Annotated in this window: 25 protein-coding genes; 22 read left to right on the top strand and 3 right to left on the bottom strand. The window is 38.1% G+C overall.

Going from position 1 to position 19,686, the window contains the following annotated elements; all coding sequences use genetic code 11:
- Positions 1 to 17: 17 nt before the first annotated feature.
- Positions 18 to 407 (bottom strand): rhodanese-like domain-containing protein, encoded by a 390-nt coding sequence (locus BM012_RS02285; RefSeq protein ID WP_061801960.1) that lies wholly within the window; start codon positions 405 to 407, stop codon positions 18 to 20.
- A 182-nt stretch (positions 408 to 589) separates the two neighbouring features.
- Here BM012_RS02285 and BM012_RS02280 point away from each other — a divergent pair, with 182 nt between their 5' ends.
- The 4 genes from BM012_RS02280 (at position 590) to BM012_RS02265 (ending at position 5,705) form a co-directional block, all read left to right on the top strand.
- A complete protein-coding gene (locus BM012_RS02280) occupies positions 590 to 1,423 on the top strand; it encodes a lipoate--protein ligase family protein (RefSeq protein WP_082802461.1) in 834 nt (277 codons plus the stop codon).
- A gap of 194 nt (positions 1,424 to 1,617) precedes the next feature.
- The gene (locus tag BM012_RS02275; RefSeq protein WP_061801958.1) at positions 1,618 to 4,149 is read left to right on the top strand and encodes a vitamin B12-dependent ribonucleotide reductase; all 2,532 of its coding nucleotides are present in this window, start codon (positions 1,618 to 1,620) and stop codon (positions 4,147 to 4,149) included.
- 132 nt (positions 4,150 to 4,281) lie between these two features.
- A complete protein-coding gene (gene mntR / locus BM012_RS02270) occupies positions 4,282 to 4,701 on the top strand; it encodes a transcriptional regulator MntR (RefSeq protein WP_019391521.1) in 420 nt (139 codons plus the stop codon).
- A gap of 119 nt (positions 4,702 to 4,820) precedes the next feature.
- On the top strand, positions 4,821 to 5,705 hold the full coding sequence (locus tag BM012_RS02265) for a patatin-like phospholipase family protein (protein WP_061801957.1): 885 nt from the start codon (positions 4,821 to 4,823) through the stop codon (positions 5,703 to 5,705).
- A 34-nt stretch (positions 5,706 to 5,739) separates the two neighbouring features.
- On the opposite strand, the gene BM012_RS02260 is transcribed toward BM012_RS02265, so the two are convergent.
- The gene (locus BM012_RS02260; RefSeq protein WP_061801956.1) at positions 5,740 to 6,162 is read right to left on the bottom strand and encodes an SA1362 family protein; all 423 of its coding nucleotides are present in this window, start codon (positions 6,160 to 6,162) and stop codon (positions 5,740 to 5,742) included.
- Between the two features lie 47 nt (positions 6,163 to 6,209).
- On the bottom strand, positions 6,210 to 7,151 hold the full coding sequence (locus BM012_RS02255) for a DUF1385 domain-containing protein (protein WP_061801955.1): 942 nt from the start codon (positions 7,149 to 7,151) through the stop codon (positions 6,210 to 6,212).
- A gap of 251 nt (positions 7,152 to 7,402) precedes the next feature.
- Here BM012_RS02255 and BM012_RS02250 point away from each other — a divergent pair, with 251 nt between their 5' ends.
- From BM012_RS02250 to folD, 18 genes are all read left to right on the top strand, one after another.
- Positions 7,403 to 7,888: a YqhR family membrane protein gene (locus tag BM012_RS02250; RefSeq protein ID WP_061801954.1), complete on the top strand. Its 486-nt coding sequence runs from the start codon at positions 7,403 to 7,405 to the stop codon at positions 7,886 to 7,888.
- Positions 7,889 to 7,955: 67 nt separating this feature from the next.
- Positions 7,956 to 8,399 (top strand): type II 3-dehydroquinate dehydratase, encoded by a 444-nt coding sequence (gene aroQ, locus BM012_RS02245; protein WP_061801953.1) that lies wholly within the window; start codon positions 7,956 to 7,958, stop codon positions 8,397 to 8,399.
- Between the two features lies 1 nt (position 8,400).
- A complete protein-coding gene (locus BM012_RS02240; RefSeq protein WP_061801952.1) occupies positions 8,401 to 9,465 on the top strand; it encodes a M24 family metallopeptidase in 1,065 nt (354 codons plus the stop codon).
- Between the two features lie 23 nt (positions 9,466 to 9,488).
- Positions 9,489 to 10,046: an elongation factor P gene (efp, locus tag BM012_RS02235; protein ID WP_061801951.1), complete on the top strand. Its 558-nt coding sequence runs from the start codon at positions 9,489 to 9,491 to the stop codon at positions 10,044 to 10,046.
- Between the two features lie 113 nt (positions 10,047 to 10,159).
- Positions 10,160 to 10,441, top strand: coding sequence for a YqhV family protein (locus BM012_RS02230; protein ID WP_061801950.1), 282 nt, complete (start codon positions 10,160 to 10,162; stop codon positions 10,439 to 10,441).
- 67 nt (positions 10,442 to 10,508) lie between these two features.
- Positions 10,509 to 11,429 carry a stage III sporulation protein AA gene (gene spoIIIAA / locus BM012_RS02225; RefSeq protein ID WP_061801949.1) on the top strand — a complete coding sequence of 307 codons (921 nt, stop codon included), beginning with the start codon at positions 10,509 to 10,511 and terminating at the stop codon, positions 11,427 to 11,429.
- Positions 11,426 to 11,938: a stage III sporulation protein SpoIIIAB gene (gene spoIIIAB / locus BM012_RS02220; RefSeq protein WP_061801948.1), complete on the top strand. Its 513-nt coding sequence runs from the start codon at positions 11,426 to 11,428 to the stop codon at positions 11,936 to 11,938. Before spoIIIAA ends, spoIIIAB begins: the two co-directional genes overlap by 4 nt.
- A gap of 20 nt (positions 11,939 to 11,958) precedes the next feature.
- The gene (gene spoIIIAC, locus BM012_RS02215) at positions 11,959 to 12,165 is read left to right on the top strand and encodes a stage III sporulation protein AC (protein ID WP_019391532.1); all 207 of its coding nucleotides are present in this window, start codon (positions 11,959 to 11,961) and stop codon (positions 12,163 to 12,165) included.
- A gap of 21 nt (positions 12,166 to 12,186) precedes the next feature.
- Positions 12,187 to 12,573 carry a stage III sporulation protein AD gene (spoIIIAD, locus tag BM012_RS02210; RefSeq protein ID WP_019391533.1) on the top strand — a complete coding sequence of 129 codons (387 nt, stop codon included), beginning with the start codon at positions 12,187 to 12,189 and terminating at the stop codon, positions 12,571 to 12,573.
- 23 nt (positions 12,574 to 12,596) lie between these two features.
- The gene (spoIIIAE, locus tag BM012_RS02205; protein ID WP_061801947.1) at positions 12,597 to 13,769 is read left to right on the top strand and encodes a stage III sporulation protein AE; all 1,173 of its coding nucleotides are present in this window, start codon (positions 12,597 to 12,599) and stop codon (positions 13,767 to 13,769) included.
- Positions 13,770 to 13,780: 11 nt separating this feature from the next.
- A complete protein-coding gene (spoIIIAF, locus tag BM012_RS02200; RefSeq protein ID WP_061801946.1) occupies positions 13,781 to 14,416 on the top strand; it encodes a stage III sporulation protein AF in 636 nt (211 codons plus the stop codon).
- Complete coding sequence (gene spoIIIAG, locus BM012_RS02195) at positions 14,406 to 15,071, top strand: stage III sporulation protein AG (RefSeq protein WP_061801945.1); 666 nt, start codon at positions 14,406 to 14,408, stop codon at positions 15,069 to 15,071. Before spoIIIAF ends, spoIIIAG begins: the two co-directional genes overlap by 11 nt.
- A gap of 5 nt (positions 15,072 to 15,076) precedes the next feature.
- Entirely contained in the window at positions 15,077 to 15,655 is a 579-nt protein-coding gene (locus tag BM012_RS02190) for a SpoIIIAH-like family protein (protein ID WP_082802460.1), read from the top strand.
- Between the two features lie 244 nt (positions 15,656 to 15,899).
- Complete coding sequence (gene accB / locus BM012_RS02185; protein ID WP_061801944.1) at positions 15,900 to 16,391, top strand: acetyl-CoA carboxylase biotin carboxyl carrier protein; 492 nt, start codon at positions 15,900 to 15,902, stop codon at positions 16,389 to 16,391.
- A 13-nt stretch (positions 16,392 to 16,404) separates the two neighbouring features.
- On the top strand, positions 16,405 to 17,760 hold the full coding sequence (gene accC / locus BM012_RS02180; RefSeq protein WP_061801943.1) for an acetyl-CoA carboxylase biotin carboxylase subunit: 1,356 nt from the start codon (positions 16,405 to 16,407) through the stop codon (positions 17,758 to 17,760).
- Between the two features lie 20 nt (positions 17,761 to 17,780).
- Positions 17,781 to 18,185 (top strand): Asp23/Gls24 family envelope stress response protein, encoded by a 405-nt coding sequence (locus tag BM012_RS02175; protein WP_019391540.1) that lies wholly within the window; start codon positions 17,781 to 17,783, stop codon positions 18,183 to 18,185.
- Between the two features lie 185 nt (positions 18,186 to 18,370).
- Positions 18,371 to 18,760, top strand: coding sequence for a transcription antitermination factor NusB (nusB, locus tag BM012_RS02170; RefSeq protein ID WP_061801942.1), 390 nt, complete (start codon positions 18,371 to 18,373; stop codon positions 18,758 to 18,760).
- 74 nt (positions 18,761 to 18,834) lie between these two features.
- Positions 18,835 to 19,686: a bifunctional methylenetetrahydrofolate dehydrogenase/methenyltetrahydrofolate cyclohydrolase FolD gene (folD, locus tag BM012_RS02165; protein WP_061801941.1), complete on the top strand. Its 852-nt coding sequence runs from the start codon at positions 18,835 to 18,837 to the stop codon at positions 19,684 to 19,686.

Here is a 19,686-nt window from a genome sequence, read left to right as displayed (position 1 = left end):
TTCTTATTTGTAAACCATTATCTTTTCTTTGTTTTTACTTTGCCTGTCCAAAGTTTAAAGCCGCCTTTTAACTGATAGATGTCCTTAATTCCACGATGACGACGAATCATTTGTGCTGCTTTTCCTGTACGGATGCCAGCTTGATCGTAAAGATAGACAGGCTGATCTGGGCGAAGCTCCTTAATACGCATTTTCAACTGTGAAAGCGGGATATTACGAGCTCCTAAAATGTGCCCACCTTCAAAGTCTTTTTGTTCGCGAATATCAATAAGCTGCGCTTTACGGTATCCAGCGCGAAACTCTGCTTCCGTTAGCGATTTCATAATGCGGCGTTGCATGAGAAGCATAATGATCGAGTATACGATAAAAGCTCCTAATAAAATTAAAATGACGTAAATGCCTTCCATCAAACATAATCCTCTCTTTCATGTAACTACTAAAATACGAGATATCTCTATTATATAAGTTCTCTTTAAAAGAAGTAAAGCGACCACCTAAATTCTTTGCACAACAAATTGGTTTTGATAAACTGTATAAGAATGTTCAAAAAATAAGTGTCGAAAAAAGAAAAAAGTTAGGGATGAGAAAGATGACAGAAGTTTGGCGTTTTATTAATTGGAGTAAACATTCACCGTATTATAATATGGCTCTTGATGAAGCTTTACTTGAGTGGCATAGTGAAGGAAAAATTCCACCAACTATTCGTTTTTATGGGTGGGACCCAGCAACTTTATCAATTGGTTATTTTCAAAAAGCAGAAAAAGAAGTGAATTTTGAAGAAGTAAGAAAACGCGGGCTTGGATTTGTAAGACGGCCAACAGGCGGTAGAGGCGTTCTCCACGACGATGAGCTCACGTATAGCGTTATTGTGTCTGAGCAACATAAAAGCATGCCACATACGGTTACAGAAGCATACAGAGTAATTTCAGAAGGTCTCTTAGAAGGATTTCGCGCGCTTGGTTTAGACGCTTACTTTGCAATTCCACGAACAGAAGAAGAAAAAGAAGGATTAAAAAATCCAAGATCTTCGGTTTGTTTTGATGCTCCTTCCTGGTACGAACTTGTTGTGGAAGGACGTAAAGTAGCAGGAAGTGCCCAAACTCGTCAAAAAGGGGTCATTCTTCAACATGGGTCTATCTTGCTTTCAATTGATGAAGAAGCGCTTTTTAGCATGTTCCATTATCCAAGTGAACGTGTGAAAGAGAGAATGAGGAAATCTTTTCGTAATAAAGCAGTTGCAGTAAATGATGTAGCTGGACGGATTGTTTCAATTGAAGAGGCAAATGAGGCTTTTAAAAAAGGTTTTGAAAAAGGATTGAACATCAAATTGGAAGAATACATGCTTTCAGAAGAAGAAGAAGCCTACGTTGAGAAATTAGCTTTGGATAAATATGCTAAAGATGAATGGAATTACCGTAGATAATCTCTCTCCCATTTTGCTTCAAAAAAGTGTACAATAAAAAAGTTGTGTTTTAAAAAAAATAAGCAAATTCCGAAAAGGACTTGACAAAAAATCAATATATAGTATGTCGTTTATTGATGAATACTATATATTGATTAGTCGGTCCTTTTATGTTAGCTTTAATAATATAGTAAAAGTAAGAGGGAGATGTGTGTATGACTGTTGTTCTAAACGAGGAACCAAAAGTGAACATTGAGAAATTAAATAAGGATATTGGTTTATTTCCTCAAGTGCATGAAATTACAGCAGATATGAATATGACTCATAAAGGCGTGTCAAGACTTGTAATGCTTGACAGATATTCATTCAAAGATACGAAAAAGGTGACGTTAACAGAGGGAGACTTCGTTGTATTAACAGTCAAAGACGATCCTAAATTCCCTGCGCGCGGTCTAGGATTTATTCGTTCTATTAACTGGGAGAAAAAAACAGCAAAAGTATGGGTTGAAGAAGAATTTCGCGGTTCTTTAACGGACGAGCTTGAAGTTCAAACTGGAATTGTTGAGCGTTCACTAGACGTAATGGAAAAGCCGCTTGAAATTTTTTATGAGCAAATTGCTAAACGAAATGCAGTTGGTCTTTCTTCATCAGAGAAAACAGAAGAGAAGCGCCAGAAATGGTTTCAAGCTTTTTATGAAGAATTAAAAAGCACAAATTTTGTACCGGCAGGACGCGTATTGTATGGAGCAGGGGCTAACACAGATGTTACATACTTCAATTGCTATGTTATGCCATATGTAAAAGATTCACGCGAAGGAATTTCAGAGCATCGCAAGCAAGTGATGGAAATTATGAGCAGAGGTGGAGGAGTGGGAACAAATGGCTCTACTCTTCGTCCACGCAACACACTTGCTAGAGGCGTCAACGGAAAATCAAGCGGATCTGTATCATGGTTAGATGATATTGCAAAGCTAACACATCTTGTTGAACAAGGTGGATCTCGTCGTGGAGCGCAAATGATTATGCTTGCTGATTGGCACCCAGATATTGTGGAATTCATTATTTCTAAAATGCAAAATCCACGTATTTTACGCTTCTTAATTCAAACAACAAAAGATGAAGGAATTAAGAAAGCAGCGGAGGACAAGCTGAAGTTTACACCATTTACAGCAAATGAGCGCGACATGTATCAAGGCATCTTAAATTATGAAAACATTCCTGGACAAGGTGGCTTTCCTGCAAAAGTAATTGAAGATGCAAAAGAAAAATTAGCTGCAGGTGGAACATACAGCGTTCATAATGCCGAGTTTCTAACAGGAGCAAACATTTCTGTTTGTTTAACAAAAGAATTCATGGCAGCTGTTGAAAATGATACAGAGTATGAACTTCGCTTCCCAGACGTTGAGGCTTATTCAGAAGAAGAAATGAATGCCTACAACGAAAACTGGCATGAAGTTGGGGACGTACGTAAATGGAAAGAACAAGGATACAGTGTGCGCACATATCGTAAAATCAAAGCAAAAGAGCTTTGGAATTTGATTAACATTTGTGCAACATATTCAGCAGAACCTGGTGTTTTCTTCATTGATAATGCTAATGATATGACAAATGCAAGTGCATATGGTCAACAAGTTGTAGCTACAAACCCTTGCGGTGAGCAGCCTCTTGCACCATACAGTGTTTGTAACTTAGCTGCTGTGAACTTAGCACAAATGGCGGATAAAAAGAATAAAACAGTAGATTTTGAGAAGTTAAAAAGAACTGTAGAAGTAGGCGTGCGCATGCAAGATAATGTGATCGACGCTACTCCTTACTTCCTTGAGCCAAATCGTAAGCAAGCCCTTGGGGAACGACGTGTTGGTCTTGGCGTAATGGGACTTCATGATTTACTTATTTATTGTGAAACAGAGTACGGTTCAAAAGAAGGAAATGAGCTTGTTGATCGTGTTTTTGAAACAATTGCAACAACAGCTTACCGTGCTTCTGTAGAGCTTGCAAAAGAAAAAGGAAGCTTTCCATTCCTTGTTGGGGAAAATGAGGAGGAAACGCAAGAGCTCAGAGAAAACTTTACAAGAACAGGTTATATGAGTAAGATGCCTGCTGATATTTTGGATAGCGTAAAAGAGCATGGAATCCGCAACTCGCATCTTCTAACTGTTGCTCCAACAGGAAGCACAGGAACAATGGTCGGTGTATCAACAGGTCTTGAGCCATATTTCTCTTTCTCTTACTTTAGAAGTGGACGCCTTGGTAAGTTTATTGAAGTAAAAGCAGATATCGTTCAGGAGTATCTTGATGCACATCCTGAAGCTGACGAAAATAATTTGCCACACTGGTTTGTATCTGCAATGAGTCTGTCACCTGAAGCACATGCTGACGTACAGTGTGTCATTCAGCGTTGGGTTGACAGTTCAATTAGTAAAACGGTTAATGCACCACGCGGTTATACAGTTGAACAAGTCCAAAAAGTATACGAGCGTTTATATAAAGGTGGAGCAAAGGGCGGTACAGTGTATGTAGACGGAAGTCGCGACGCTCAAGTTCTTTCTTTAAAAGCAGAAGATAACTCGTTTGAAGAAGAAACTGAGACAAAAGTTTCCGTACAAAAAACAAAGGAAGCTGAGGAAGTAACGTACGGCTCTGAAGTTGGAGATACGTGCCCAGTTTGTCGTGAGGGAATCGTTGAGGAACTTGGCGGTTGTAACACATGCACAAATTGTAACGCTCAGTTAAAATGTGGCCTATAAAGAAAACAACGTAAATCAACCGGGGCTTCCTCGGTTGATTTGCTATTGTCGTTGCTTGTTTTTAAGGTTATTGTATAGTAAAATTTAAATGCAGTTTTAGATAAAACAAATGGAAATAATGGAGGAGAAGTTATGCCAACGCCAAGTATGGAAGATTATATTGAACAAATTTATATGCTAATTGAAGACAAAGGGTATGCCCGAGTATCGGATATTGCAGAAGCCTTGGCTGTTCATCCCTCCTCAGTAACAAAAATGGTTCAAAAGCTTGATAAAGACGAATATTTAATTTATGAGAAATATCGCGGCTTAATTTTAACAGCAAAAGGCCAAAAAATTGGGAAGCGTCTCGTATATCGCCATGAATTGCTTGAGCAATTACTTCGAATCATTGGTGTTGATGAAGAGAATATTTATGAGGATGTTGAAGGAATTGAGCATCATTTAAGCTGGAATTCAATTGATCGTATTGGTGATCTCGTTCAATATTTTGAAGAAAATGAAGCGCGTGTTGAAGCTCTTCGTGCAACACAGCGTAAAAGTGAACAATAAATATAGAAACGTTAAGCACTTAGTGCTTAACGTTTTTTTATTGTTTTTATGAAGACGTGCATAAAGAAAGAAAGGTGCGATTAAAAATGTAAAAAGGCGGATTTTGAAGGGGTGAAACCTTGTACATAGACGGCGTTTTTGCAGGAGGCGGTATTAAAGGGTTTGCACTTGTAGGAGCTCTTCAAGCAGTGGAAAACAAAGGACTCATTTATCGCAGGTTAGCAGGAACGAGTGCAGGAGCTATTATTTCTGCTTTTATTGTCGCAGGCTATACAAGTAGAGATATCCAAAAAATGCTAGAAGAAATGGAGCTCAGTGATTTGTTAGACAGCAGAGCCTCTCTTTTGCCTGCAAAGTGGGGAAAATGGCTTCTTTTATATTGGCGCCTTGGTTTATATAAAGGAGACCGCCTTGAACTTTGGATAGAGGAAAAGTTAAAAGCAAGGGGAATATATTCATTTGGAGATGTGCCAAAACATGCTTTGCGTATTATTGCTTCAGATATTACTGATGGAAAGATTGTTGTAATTCCAGATGACTTGCCAAGCTACGGAATTAAACCTGAGACATTTTCTGTAGCTAAAGCTGTGAGAATGAGCTGTAGCCTACCTTACTTTTTTGAACCTGTAAAGCTAAAAGCAAACTCAGGAGTCAAAATAATTGTAGATGGTGGAGTGCTAAGTAATTTTCCAATGTGGCTGTTTCAAAAGCGAGATCAACCAAAAGTACGTCCTGTTCTAGGGGTGAAATTTAGCTCTCCTGAAGATAGTGTGCAGTCAGCTGAAATTCATAATGCGATTGACTTATTTGGTGCTCTTTTTGATACGATGAAAAATGCACATGATGCTAGACATATTTCTAAAAAGCATGAACGAGATATTATTTTTCTACCGGTTGATTCCACGCTTACAACAGAATTTGGGTTAACAGAAGAAAAGAAAGAAGAACTGATCTCCTTAGGCAGAGAACGTGCAAATGCCTTTCTAAAAACGTGGACATATTAAAAAACCAGGTGACAGCTGTCACCTGGTTTTTTCGTTAGAAAAGAGCTCTATTTTTCTTTTTACCTTTTTTACCTTCAATGACCGTTAAGTGACTTGAGCTACGTTTTCGTTCTTTCGTAAACGACTGACCAAGGTTTTTGGCTTTACCTTGAATAGGTGTGATTTTTGGGTTTTTAACCATACGTTTTTTTGGCTTAACTTTAGCTTTTTCTCGCTCTCTCAAACGAGATTTTGACTGCTTTACAGCTTGAGCGTATTTTCGATCATACGGAGAACTGGAGGGCTGACGACGACCTAAAACAAAGCGATATACGAGATAAAAAATAATCAAGAAGAAAAAGATTGTTCCGATAGAGCGTAAGAGACTCCCTGGTTCAAACAAAATTGTATACAGAAAACCAACCACCCCAAGTGTAATGACGGCGTACACAACATACGTAACAAAAGAACGTCTCATTATCTTCACCTCCACCAAAGATGTACACTATTTATTGTAAAAAAGTTTTACACAACTTTATTTTGGGTTGTTCCGGCTTTTTTTTCCTCAAGAACAAGTAGGCGTGAGAAAGAAGCAATCGCAACTTCTACTTGATCGTCTTTCGGTTCCTTCGTTGTTAAGAGCTGAAGCCATAACCCTGGGTAACCTAAATATTTTAAAACAGGGAAAGAACTTAGTTTGTTTGTTAATTGCAATACTTCAAAAGAAAGACCAAGAACAACGGGGATAAGAGCGAGGCGATTTACAATCCTTACCCAAAGTGGATCAGTTGGAACTAGTAAATAAACGAACATACCAACAATAACAGTAAATAGAATAAAACTACTTCCGCACCTGTAATGAAGACGGGACTGGGACTGTACACCTTCTATTGTTAACTCTATTCCCTTTTCGTACGCATTAATAACCTTATGTTCCGCTCCGTGATACTGAAATACTCGTTTTATGAGCGGAGTTTGCGAGATTAAGAAAATATAGCAGATAATCAATAAAAACTTGAAGAAAGATTCAACAACTATTTGTGCTACATCTGAAGAAAAAATGGGCCTTGTTAGTTCTGCTAAAAATACGGGAACAAGCGTCATTAACACTTTACCAATAATAAAAGAGAGAACGCCTATAACAGCTACGCCAAGAATCATAGTTAGCTTTGATTCTTTTTTCTCTTTCAGTTTCTCGTCTTCACTAGGATCAAGATCAAAGCGATCTGATGAAAAATTGAGATGCTTAGAACCATTCGCTGTAGCCTCAACAATAGCCGCAATACCGCGAAGAAAAGGAACCTTTTTGATTTTTTTCAGAAATGGTGATGATTTACGGGGAGCTTCAAAGAAATCGATGCTTTGATCTTTTCGGCGGATAGCCGTAACGCACGAGGTTTTACCACCAAACATAACACCTTCCACAACAGCCTGCCCACCGTAAACGGGTTTTGAATTTTGAGCCATGATGTACAAACACCAACCTAACTAATGAATTGTGTATTAACTAAATTATTTCAGTAAAGAACAGTTCATTCAAATTTCTTTTTTCTTTGTGTCATTTATATTCTACAAGAAAAGGCAAGAAACCTCTAGGTTGTTGTATATTCTCTAGTTTAGACAAATTTTATGATAATTAGACTAAAACTAACAAACAATATAAAGGCAAATAGAATCTAGGTAAAAAGATTATACTAAAATTAGTGAGGTGAGAAAAGATGGAAAAAAAACAAGAGAAAAAAGAAAAGCTTCCTTCTTTTATGAATAAAGCAATTGTGATCGGGATTTCGGCAGGAGTTTTGTTTGGTATTTTAAGCTACATTGCATATGTGTTAAATTTGAGTGAAATTCGAGCAAATCTTATTCTAGAACCTTGGACATTTGGAGAATGGAAACATCACATTCTTGGACATATTATCGGAATTATTCTCCTTGCTATTATTTCTATTCCTGTTGCACTTATTTACTATGCATTACTACGAAGATTTGAAAGCATGTGGGTTGGAGCGGCATATGGAGTTATACTTTGGGGCTTTGTTTTCTTTCTGCTGAATCCAATTTTTCCGAATTTAAAAGAGATTACAGACCTTAGTAGAGATACCATCATTACATCTTTTTGTTTTTACTTGCTTTATGGAATTTTTATTGGGTATTCTATTTCGTATGAAGAATCTGAATTGCGACGAATTAGTGCTTCCTCATAAGCTATAGCGCCTTCTTTATGATAAGATAAGGAAAGAACGGAATTTTTTGAAGCAAAGGGAGAGTGCTATGAAACAATTCTTAGTTATAAACGGACCAAATTTAAACTATTTAGGGAAGCGTGAGCCTGAAATTTACGGAAGTACAACGCTTGTAGATTTAGAAAAAAGCCTAAAAACAAAAGGGGAAGCTCTCGACCTTTCTCTGGATTTTCTTCAATCCAATCATGAAGGTGTAATTATCGATGCTATGTACAAAGCAAATGAAACATGTGATGGAGTTCTCCTAAATCCGGGTGCCTTCACTCATTATAGCTATGCGATTCGCGATTGTATTGCAAGCCTTAACATTCCTGTTGTAGAAGTTCATATTTCAAATGTTCATGCAAGAGAAGAATTCCGCCATACCTCTGTTATTGCACCAGTAAGTGCAGGACAGATTGTTGGATTTGGATTGTTTGGATATGAAATGGGAATTAATGCTTTAAAGAATATCGCGGAAGGGAAGGAATAGCATGACAGAAAAATTAGTAAAACTTCGCGGAAGCTTTGAACAAAGAGGAATTGACGGTCTTCTTATTACAAGTAAGTACAATCGTCGTTACATGACAAACTTTACGGGAAGTGCTGGAGTTGTTGTCATTTCAAAAGAAAAAGCCGTCTTTATTACAGACTTTCGCTACATAGAACAAGCAACAAAGCAAACAGAAGGATTTGAAATTGTCAAACATACTGGACCAATTGCGAAAGAAATTGCTTCTGTCGTTGAACAGTTAGGAATCAAAGCGCTAGGATTTGAAGAACAGGCAATTACGTACGCTGACTTCTCCACATACCAAAAGGAAATCTCGGCCCAACTTGTTCCTGTCTCAGGTCTTGTAGAAAACTTACGCTTGATTAAGACTAGGGAAGAGATTAAGATATTAAAGGAAGCTGCCAAGTTAACAGACGAAGCTTTTAATCATATTTTATCTTACCTCAAACCCGGTGTAACGGAGCTTGAGGTTTCAAACGAGCTTGAATTTTATATGAGAAAACATGGCGCAACGTCTTCTTCATTTGATACAATTGTTGCTTCAGGGTATAGAAGCGCTTTGCCACATGGAGCTGCTAGCGAAAAAGTGATTAAGGAAGGCGAGTTTGTAACGCTTGATTTTGGCGCGTACTATAAAGGATATTGTTCAGATATTACAAGAACGGTTGCTGTTGGCGACGTTAGTGATGAATTGAAGAACATTTATGACATCGTTCTAAAGGCGCAACTGCGTAGCGTTGATGGCATTAAAAAAGGCATTACAGGAGTTCAAGCGGATGCCTTAGCGCGTGATTATATTACAGAACATGGATATGGGGAATACTTTGGGCACTCCACAGGCCACGGAATTGGTCTTGAAGTTCATGAAGGTCCCGCTCTTTCAACTCGTTCTGCTACTGTACTAGAGCCTGGTATGGTTGTAACCGTTGAGCCTGGTATTTACGTACCAAACGTAGGCGGCGTTCGAATTGAAGATGATTTGCTCATAACAGATGAAGGCAATGAAAATTTAACATATGCCCCAAAAGAACTTATTATTTTATAAAGGTAAACTAGGAGGACTATTAGATGGTTTCAGTAAATGATTTTCGTACAGGGTTAACAATCGAAGTAGACGGAGGAATTTGGCAAGTAATGGAGTTCCAGCACGTTAAGCCAGGAAAAGGAGCTGCATTTGTTCGCTCTAAACTTCGTAACCTTCGTACAGGAGCTGTCCAAGAGAAAACATTCCGTGCAGGTGAAAAAGTAAACAAAGCACGAATCGATAATCGCAAAATGCAGTATCTATATGCAAATGGTGATCAACACGTATTCATGGATACAAACACATATGATCAAATTGAACTTCCGGAAGCTCAAATTGAATACGAGCTTAAGTTCTTAAAAGAAAATATGGAAGTAAGCATTATGATGTATGAAAGCGAAACATTAGGTGTTGAGCTTCCAAACAGCGTTGAGCTAACAGTAACAGAAACAGAACCAGGTATTAAAGGAGATACAGCTTCAGGTGGAACAAAACCTGCAACAGTTGAAACAGGCTTAGTTGTTCAAGTTCCATTCTTCGTAAACCAAGGAGACGTTCTTGTGGTTAACACAAGCGATGGAAGCTACGTATCACGTGCTTAATTGATATTAAAAAGCAAGAGCCTAATAGGCTCTTGCTTTTTTTTGTGCATAAAAGCCAAAAAAAAGCATAGGTTGTACTAATATTTTGCTCTTAGGCGAGGAGAAGTGAACAGATGAGGCCTTTTTGGAATATGTTTGATACAACAATCATTACGATGGCGTGTTTGCGCTTTATCTCAGGATTTATTGAGCTAACAGCAGCAGTACTTATTCTTTTTGGTAACGATGTCAAGAAAGCTCTTTTTATCAACAGCTTGTTAGCCTTAATTGGGCCGCTCGTTATGTTGGCCTCTATTTCAATTGGTCTATTTTCCATTGCAGATCAGCTTTCATATGGAAAGTTTGTATTTATCGGTCTTGGAGTAGCATTTATTTTTATTGGCATTTACAAATAGCGTTCTGGCATTAAAATAGCCAAGCTTGCATACATTGAAAATAACTAAGTAGGCGAGGGGATTAAGGATGGAATCAGTTTTAAGTGTACTTCCTCAACATATCGTAGAGCTCCTCAGGCGCTATATAGATGAAGATGTGCAAGAAATTCGGCTAAGGATTAACCGTCCTATTGAATTAATCAGAAAAGACGAGCCTATTTTTTATTCCGTCTTACCCGTGAAAGAGGATTTCGCATATATGCTTAGTCAACTTAGTCAATCATCGATGTACATGCTTGAAGAAGAGTTACAAAAGGGCTATATCACAATAAAAGGTGGCCACCGTGTCGGACTAGCAGGGCGAGTTATTACTGAGAATGGCAAAGTAAAAGCAATCCGGGATATTACATCATTAAACATTCGGATTGCACGCGAGAAAATTGGGATTGGGGAAAGTCTAATAGACAGCCTTTACGATCGTAAATGGTTAAATACAGTCATTATTGGAGCTCCTCAATCTGGGAAAACAACAATGCTAAGAGATCTTGCCCGCCTTGTTAGCACAGGAGTAGAAAGAAAAAGAATTCCTTCGCAAAAAGTGGGGATTGTAGATGAGCGATCGGAAATTGCAGGCTGTCTTGACGGAGTACCACAGCATACGTTTGGCCCTCGGGTTGATGTGCTTGATGCCTGTCCAAAAGCAGAAGGAATGATGATGTTGATTCGTTCGATGAGCCCAAACGTTCTTATTGTAGATGAAGTTGGACGAGTAGAAGATACAGAAGCTATTTTAGAAGCTGTTCATGCAGGAGTTAGCTTAATTTTAACTGCTCATGGAAGCTCTGTGAAAGATATGGCAACGAGGCCATCGTTAAAAGCGTTAATAGACGCTTGCATTATCGACCGTTTTGTACTTCTTTCAAATCGAAACGGACCTGGAACTGTCGAAGGAATTTTTCAGCGAGAAGTAAAACGAATGAAAGATGGAATAGAAGGTGTAAGAAAATGAAACTTTTTGGGGCTTTATTTATTTTAGTTGCGACAACATGGTTTGGATTTGATCTTGCAAAACAGCTCAATGCAAGACCAAAACAGCTTCGGCAGCTTAAAAGTGCTCTAAGGTCACTTGAGGCAGAAATTATGTATAGTCATCGTCCTCTACCACAAATTGCCCGTTTATTAACAGAACAAGTACCAAAACCAATCGCTTCCTTTTTTGATTCTTTTGCAACATATTTAGAAAAAGGTCAAAAAAGTGCTGGAGAGGCTTGGCTGCTTAGTATAGAAGAAAATTGGCGTCTAACTGCTTTGAAGCAGGGGGAGAAAGAAGCTTTAAAACAATTTGGACAGACGCTCGGACAGCATGATCGGCATACACAGCAAAAGCATATTGTGTTAACGCTTAACCATTTAGAGCGGGAGGAAGCAGACGCTGTTGACAGGCAAACGCGCTACGAGAAGATGGTGAAAAGCCTAGGGTTCCTAACAGGGTTATTGTTAGTCATTTTATTATTGTAGCTGTAGGAGGATGAAACAAAATGGGGGTAGACATCAATACCATTTTTCAAATTGCCGGAGTAGGCATTATCGTTGCCTTTTTAGTAACCGTTCTAGAGCAAATGGGTAAAAAAGATTTTGCAAATTGGGTTACACTCATTGGCTTTATTTATATTTTGTTTATGGTCGCGTCAATTGTACAAGACTTGTTTCAAAAAATTAAGTCTGTATTTCTTTTTCAAGGCTAAGGGAGGTGATGGAAGATTGAAATGATCCAAATTGTTGGCCTTGGTTTAATTGCCACGTTTTTAACAATTATTTTAAAAGAACAAAAATCCTCCATCGCTTTTCTTCTTGTTGTATTTGTTGGCTGCGTTATTTTCTTGTTTCTCGTTGATAAAATCAGCGAAATTATTGGAATGGTTGAAGTTCTTTCGCGTCAAGCCGGGGTCAATGTTATATATGTAGAAACCATTTTAAAGATTATTGGGATTGCTTATATTGCTGAATTCGGCGCTCAAATTACGAAAGATGCTGGACAAGGTTCCATTGCTTCAAAAATCGAGTTAGGAGGGAAAATCCTCATTTTATCAATGGCAATACCAATCTTAACGGTTGTGATTGAAACCATTATTTCAATGTTGCCAACAACATAATGAATGAGGATTGAGGTGCGCACATGAAAAAGAAAAAAAGCTTATTTTGTTTAGTATTGCTGCTTTTTCTTTTTTTTCTACCTGACAGTGTACAAGCTATTCCAAGTGCTGATGAAATGGTAGATGAACAGGTGGATCAGCTTGGCATCGATGAGATAAAAGGGTTTTGGAATAATATCATGACAGAGTATGGTGGTTTTTTGCCGGAAAGTCAGAAAGGCAGTCTTGTCGAGTTTTTGAAAGGAGACAAAGAACTTTCGCTAGAGGAGTGGTTGAAAGGGCTTATGAAGTTCTTTCTTCACGAAATTATTGCAAATGGAAAACTCCTCGGTACGCTCATTATGCTAACAATCTTTTGCGTATTCCTCCAGAATCTTCAGAATGCATTTGAGAAAACAACCGTTAGTAAAGTAGCTTACGCACTTGTTTATCTTGTGCTTATTGTCATTGCTTTAAATAGCTTCCATATTGCCATTTCATATGCAACTGAAGCCATACAGACGATGATTCATTTTATTATTGCGCTTATTCCTCTTCTTCTAGCTCTTATGGCTTCTTCGGGAGGCGTGATGTCAGCCGCTTTTTTTCATCCAGTGATTATTTTTCTTATGAACACAAGCGGGTTACTTATTCAGTATGTTGTAATGCCGCTTTTATTTCTTTCTGCACTGTTAAGCATTGTAAGTACAATTTCAGAACAATATAAAGTAACACAGCTTGCTCAGCTTATGAGAAATGTGAGCATTGGAGTTCTTGGTGGGTTTCTCACTATTTTCTTAGGCGTTATTTCTGTTCAGGGGACAAGTTCGGCCGTAGCAGATGGAATCACTGTGAGAACTGCAAAATTTATTACAGGAAACTTTGTTCCTGTTGTAGGACGGATGTTTACAGATGCAACAGATACAGTATTAAGTGCCTCTCTTCTATTAAAAAATACGGTAGGCCTTGTTGGGGTAGCGATTTTACTTTTTATCACAGCTTTTCCTGCTCTTAAACTCCTTTCAATTGCAATTATTTACAAGCTTGCTGCAGCTCTGATCCAGCCTGTTGGAGGAGGACCAATCATCTCCTGTTTAAGCATCATTAGTAGAAGCGTTATTTATATTTTTGCTGCTCTTGCTGTTGTTTCTTTAATGTTTTTCTTATGTATTACGCTTGTTATTACTGCAAGTAATATTACGATGATGGTCAGATAAGGAGGGTGTTGATGGGAGCGTTAACAGAATGGGTTACAAATATTATTCTGTTTATCTTACTTGCTACCATTATTGATCTGCTGTTACCAAGCTCATCTATGCAGAAGTACGCAAAGATGGTTATTGGTCTACTTCTTATGCTTATTATTTTGACACCTGTTTTCAGCATATTCAAAGTGAACGTTGATAAACTGTTTACCGCCATTAACTCTTCTTCTATCTCTCAAGAAAACTCTTCAAAAAATTTGCTAGATTTAAAGAAAAAAGAAATACAAGCGTCACAAGATGCATATATTTTAGAACAGATGGCTGTCCAACTAGAAGAGGGAGTAAAAGAGGAGTTGGTGAAGGAGTATGGAGTAGAAGTTTCAGGCGTAGAAGTTCATATGAAAGACGAGAAAGGTGAAAAAAGTTTTGAAAATATTAGTTCCATCTCTCTGTCTGTTCAGCCAAAGGAGAATAAGCATACAGCATCAGTCTCAGAAGTTGAAGTTGTTTCCATTAATACGTCGGAACCTATTAAAAAAGAGAAAACAGAAAACGACGAGAAGCTAAAGAAAGTACAAAGTTTTCTTTCTAAAAAATGGGATATGAATAAAAAACAAATTATAGTCACAATGGGAGGAGGAGAAGCAGATGAGCGATAAGGAGAGCAACAAGAAAAAGAGCTTCTTAGCGAGACTATCTTCTTCAGATCCACCTAAGAAAAACCGCAAGCTTGCATATGTGATTTTACTTTTGGCCGCTGGAGTTTTTGTCATGCTCTATGGGAATTTTCAAAGCTCAACAGCAAAACCAGACGCCGTTGAAACGAAAGGCTCAGGTGATAGCCAACAAGAAACAGAGGAAGTAGAAACGTTTGGTAGTGGAAAAGAAAAGCAGGCTAGAACAATTTCAGACTATGAAAAAAAATACGAAGCAGAACTTACAGATGTGCTAGAAAGTATGATTGGCGTTGATAATGTGCAAGTATTTGTAAACGTTGATGCTACAGAAGAGAAAATTTATGAGCATAACACAGTAAACCAAAGTCAAACAACAGAAGAAAATGATCGTGAAGGCGGTACAAGGAATATTGAAGATAACTCAGTGGATCAACAGCTCGTTATTGTTCGTAACGGTGATAAGGAACAGCCCGTTGTTGTAAAAACACTAAAACCTGATATTAGGGGCGTTCTTGTCGTTGCGAAGGGAGCTGATAATATAAAAGTGAAAAAGTCGGTTGTGGACGCAGTTACGAGAGTGCTCGATGTTCCAAGTCATCGCGTGGCAGTCACGCCTAAAAAGACGAAGGGGGATTAAATTTTATGTTGCTGAAAAAACAAACCGTTTGGTTATTAACAATGCTTAGCTTAGTTGTTGTTTTATCTGTTTATTATATTACGTCTCCAAGCCCACAGAGTGATAACGTCGCTTTTACAGATAAAGAAGAAAGTAAAGAAAAAGAAAGTGCAAAGCAAACGGATAAAGAAACAGAGCAAAAGGGAGCTTCAACAACAGAGAAAAACGGGGAAACAGTTGTCTCAACTGTGGAAAATGAAGACCAATTTTTAGCAATGCGCATGCAAATTACAGACGAGAGAAGTAAAGAAATTGAGAAACTTGAGGACGTTGTCGCATCAAATGAGGCTTCAGTAGAAGAGAAAAGTGAAGCAAAGGACAAAGTAGAAGAACTTTCAAAACTCAATGAAAAAGAGCAAACAATTGAGACATTAATCAAGGAAAAAGGATATGATGATGCCCTTGTACGTGCTGAAGATAACGGGGTTCGTATCGTTGTAAAATCAAAAGAAGATAGCAAAAAACAAGCAAATGAAATTATGAATATCGTGACGCAAGAAATTGGAGCTAAGAAAGTAGCGGTAGAATTTGAGCCTGTTAAATAATGAAATAAAAAAAAGGCGACTTCTGTCGTCTTTTTTTTATTTGAACTTATTTTGCATCCAAAGCAAGACTGAAATATAATAGTTAATGATAACACTAGGTAATAACTAGTACATTGTCAAAGAAAAGAAGTTTACTTAAAATAGAAAAGGACGGTTGTCCAAAGTATACGCCTGTTGAAATTTTAAGGACAGTTAGCGTATGATATTAAGTATTCACTAGTCGATGAAATGGAGTGTAAAAGAGATGTTAAAAATTCAAGAGATTCGCGAAATTATTCGCCTTGTTGATCAGTCATCTATCGAAGAATTTATGTACGAGCATGAAGGCTCGAAAATTAAGTTGAAAAAGAAAGGTGCTCTTGCAGCACAACAGAAAGTAGTTATTCAGGAACAGCCTGTTCAACAAATACCGGCTCAGCCATCAGCGCAGCCTGTTGTGCAACAAAATGAACCACAACAACCGGTACATACAGAAGAGAAAAAAGAAGACAGTAACCTTCATAAAATTACATCACCAATGGTTGGAACTTTTTATAATTCCTCTTCACCAGAAGCAGGTCCATATGTTCAAACGGGAACTAAAGTTAAACAAGATAGCGTGGTTTGTATTGTGGAAGCGATGAAACTATTCAACGAAATTGAGGCTGAAGTAACAGGTGAAATCGTTGAAATACTTGTTGAAAATGGTCAGCTTGTAGAATATGGTCAACCACTTTTCTTAGTTAAACCAGAATAAAGGGAGATCAATTATGATAAAAAAATTGCTTATTGCGAACCGCGGAGAAATTGCCGTAAGAATTATCCGCGCATGTAAAGAATTAAATGTCGAGTCTGTTGCAATTTATTCAGAAGCAGATAAAGAGTCGCTGCACGTTCGTCTTGCTGATGAAGCGTATTGTGTAGGTCCTACTGCTTCGAAAGACAGCTACTTAAATTTCACAAATATCATGGGTATTGCAATGCTTACAGGATGTGATGCGATTCACCCTGGTTACGGATTTTTATCTGAGAACGCTGACTTCGCTGAGCTTTGCCGTGAGTGTAATGTAACGTTTGTTGGACCAACGCCAGAGTCCATTTCAAAAATGGGAACAAAAGATGTGGCAAGAGAAACAATGCGTGAAGCAGGTGTACCGATTGTACCTGGATCTCAAGGGATTATTGAAAGTGTGGAAGATGCGGTTACAATTGCAGAGGAAATTGGGTATCCTGTAATTATTAAGGCAACAGCAGGCGGAGGCGGAAAAGGAATCCGTGTTGCGCGTGACGAATCTTCTTTAAGAAAAGGTGTCGAGATTACACAGCAAGAAGCCGCAACAGCATTTGGAAACCCAGGGGTTTATTTAGAAAAGTATATCGAAGACTTCCGCCATGTTGAAATCCAAGTGTTAGCAGATGAATTTGGTAATACAATTCATCTTGGTGAACGTGATTGCAGTATTCAGCGCCGTCTTCAAAAATTAATTGAAGAAACGCCTTCTCCAGCCCTTGATGGAGAAATGCGTGCGAAAATGGGAGAAGCTGCTGTTAAGGCAGCACAAGCTGTTCAATATACAGGAGCTGGAACAGTGGAGTTTATCTATGACTACCGTGACAGAAAGTTTTATTTCATGGAAATGAACACGCGTATCCAAGTTGAACATCCCGTAACAGAAATGGTAACAGGTATTGACTTAATTAAAGAGCAAATCAAAGTGGCAAATCATGAGAAGCTCTCGTATACGCAAGAAGACGTTACGTTTTCTGGATGGGCAATCGAGTGCCGTATCAATGCTGAAAATCCAGCGAAAAATTTCATGCCATCTCCAGGGGAAATCACTATGTACCTTCCTCCAGGCGGTTTTGGCGTTCGTGTTGATTCTGCGGTATACTCAGGGTATAAAATTCCGCCTTTCTACGATTCAATGATTGCTAAATTAATTGTTCACGCTCCAACGCGCGAAGAAGCTGTTGCAAGAATGAGAAGAGCTCTAAGCGAGTTTGTTATTGAAGGCGTAGATACAACAATTCCGTTTCATTTAAATTTACTTCAACATGAGAAATTCATTGAAGGGGAATTTAATACGAAGTTTCTAGAAGAACACGATGTAATGAAAAGTAAGTAATTCTCAAGGAGGAATAGCCTATGAACGAAAATCATGTGTTAGATATGGGAGAAAATGAAAATGCGTTAGGAAAAGTAGAAATCGCTCCTGAAGTGATTGAAGTTATCGCAGGTATTGCCGCATCTGAAGTAGCAGGCGTTGGCCAAATGCGTGGAAACTTTGCATCTGGCGTTGTTGAGAAGCTTGGGAAAAAGAATCACGGCAAAGGCGTCAAAGTAGAGCTTAGTGAAGAAGGCATTAAAATTGATGTGTTCTGTTCTATGAACTATGGCGTTTCTATTCCAACGGTTGCAAGTCAAGTTCAAGATAACATTCGAGAAGCGTTGAAAAATATGACAGCACTCGAATTAGCAGAAGTTAACGTTCATATCGTGGGCGTCATCTTTGAATCTCCTCAAAAGGAAGAAGAGATTGATTCTATCTAATGAAGGGGCTGCTCTTACAATAAGAGCAGCTTTTTTGCGAGTTTCTTTCTTGTTGTTTCCAATTCTTATTTCTGTGAAGATTCGGAAAATAACAATACGTGGATACGTTATGTACTCGCGGTAGGAAACTATGCTATTATCAGGATATGATAATTGGATAAGTTAAAAAAGGAGTATACCTATTTATGAAAAGACGTACAGCAAGGGAAAAAGCGCTTCAAGCTCTTTTTCAATGTGAGATTGGCCAAAATAGCCCAGAAGAAGCTATTGACAATGTAGTAGAAGAGGAAGAGGTTGATGCGTTTTTACGTCAGCTTGTTCTTGGTGTGTCAGAAAACAAAGAAGAGATTGACAGCTTGATTAGTGCAAACCTTGAAAAATGGACGCTAGATCGTCTAGCGAACGTTGACCGTATTATTTTAAGAATTGCGGTTTATGAAATGAAATATGAAGAAGACATTCCCCAAAACGTAAGCATTAATGAAGCCATCGAACTTGCAAAAACGTTTGGTGATGATCAATCAGGTCGTTTTATCAATGGCGTATTATCTAAAATCTCAGCATCAAATAGTTAAAAATCTTTTATAAAAGATTTAAAATAAAGTGATAAAACAACATACAGAGATGACAGAGAAGGAGAGAATGATCAATGAGTGCACAATTAATTAATGGTAAAGAATTAGCAAGTGAGAAGCGAGAAAGTATGAAAAAAGAAGTTGAAATGCTAAAGGAGCAAGGAGTTCAACCAGGCTTAGCTGTTATATTAGTTGGACAAGACCCTGCTTCCGAAACATATGTACGCAGTAAACATCGCGCTTGTGAAAATACAGGTATTCATTCGGTTTCAATTAAACTTCCAGACACAGTATCAGAAGAAGAACTACTTGGTCATATTGACAAGTTAAATGAAGATGATGCAATTGATGGAATTTTAGTTCAGCTTCCACTTCCAAAACATATTAATGAAGATGCTGTCATCGAGCGCATTTCTCCTAAAAAGGACGTTGATGGTTTTCATCCAATCAGCGTTGGTAAAATGATGATTGGTCAAGAAACATTCTTGCCATGTACTCCACACGGCGTATTAGAAATGGTTAGAAAAACAGGTATTGAAGTATCTGGAAAACACGTTGTTGTGATTGGGCGCAGCAATATTGTTGGTAAACCTGTTGGCCAATTATTCTTAAATGAAAATGCAACGGTAACATACTGTCACTCTAGAACACAAAACATGCAAAAGCATACAAAAGATGCAGATATCCTAATTGTTGCGGTTGGAATTCCAAACTTTGTTAAAGCTCAAGATGTAAAAGAAGGAGCGGTTGTGATCGATGTTGGGATTAACCGCGTAGATGGAAAGCTTTGTGGAGACGTAGATTTTGAAGAAGTAAAAGAAGTTGCTGGTGCTATTACACCTGTTCCAGGTGGAGTAGGTCCAATGACAATTACAATGCTTTTAGAAAATACAATTCAGTCAGCAAAAGCTCGCGTTCGTTCTTAA

It is taken from the genome of Priestia endophytica DSM 13796, assembly GCF_900115845.1.
GTDB lineage: Bacteria > Bacillota > Bacilli > Bacillales > Bacillaceae_H > Bacillus_I > Bacillus_I endophytica.
The sequence above is the reverse complement of the archived record's forward strand: the minus strand, read 5'-3'. Positions and strand labels throughout refer to the sequence as shown.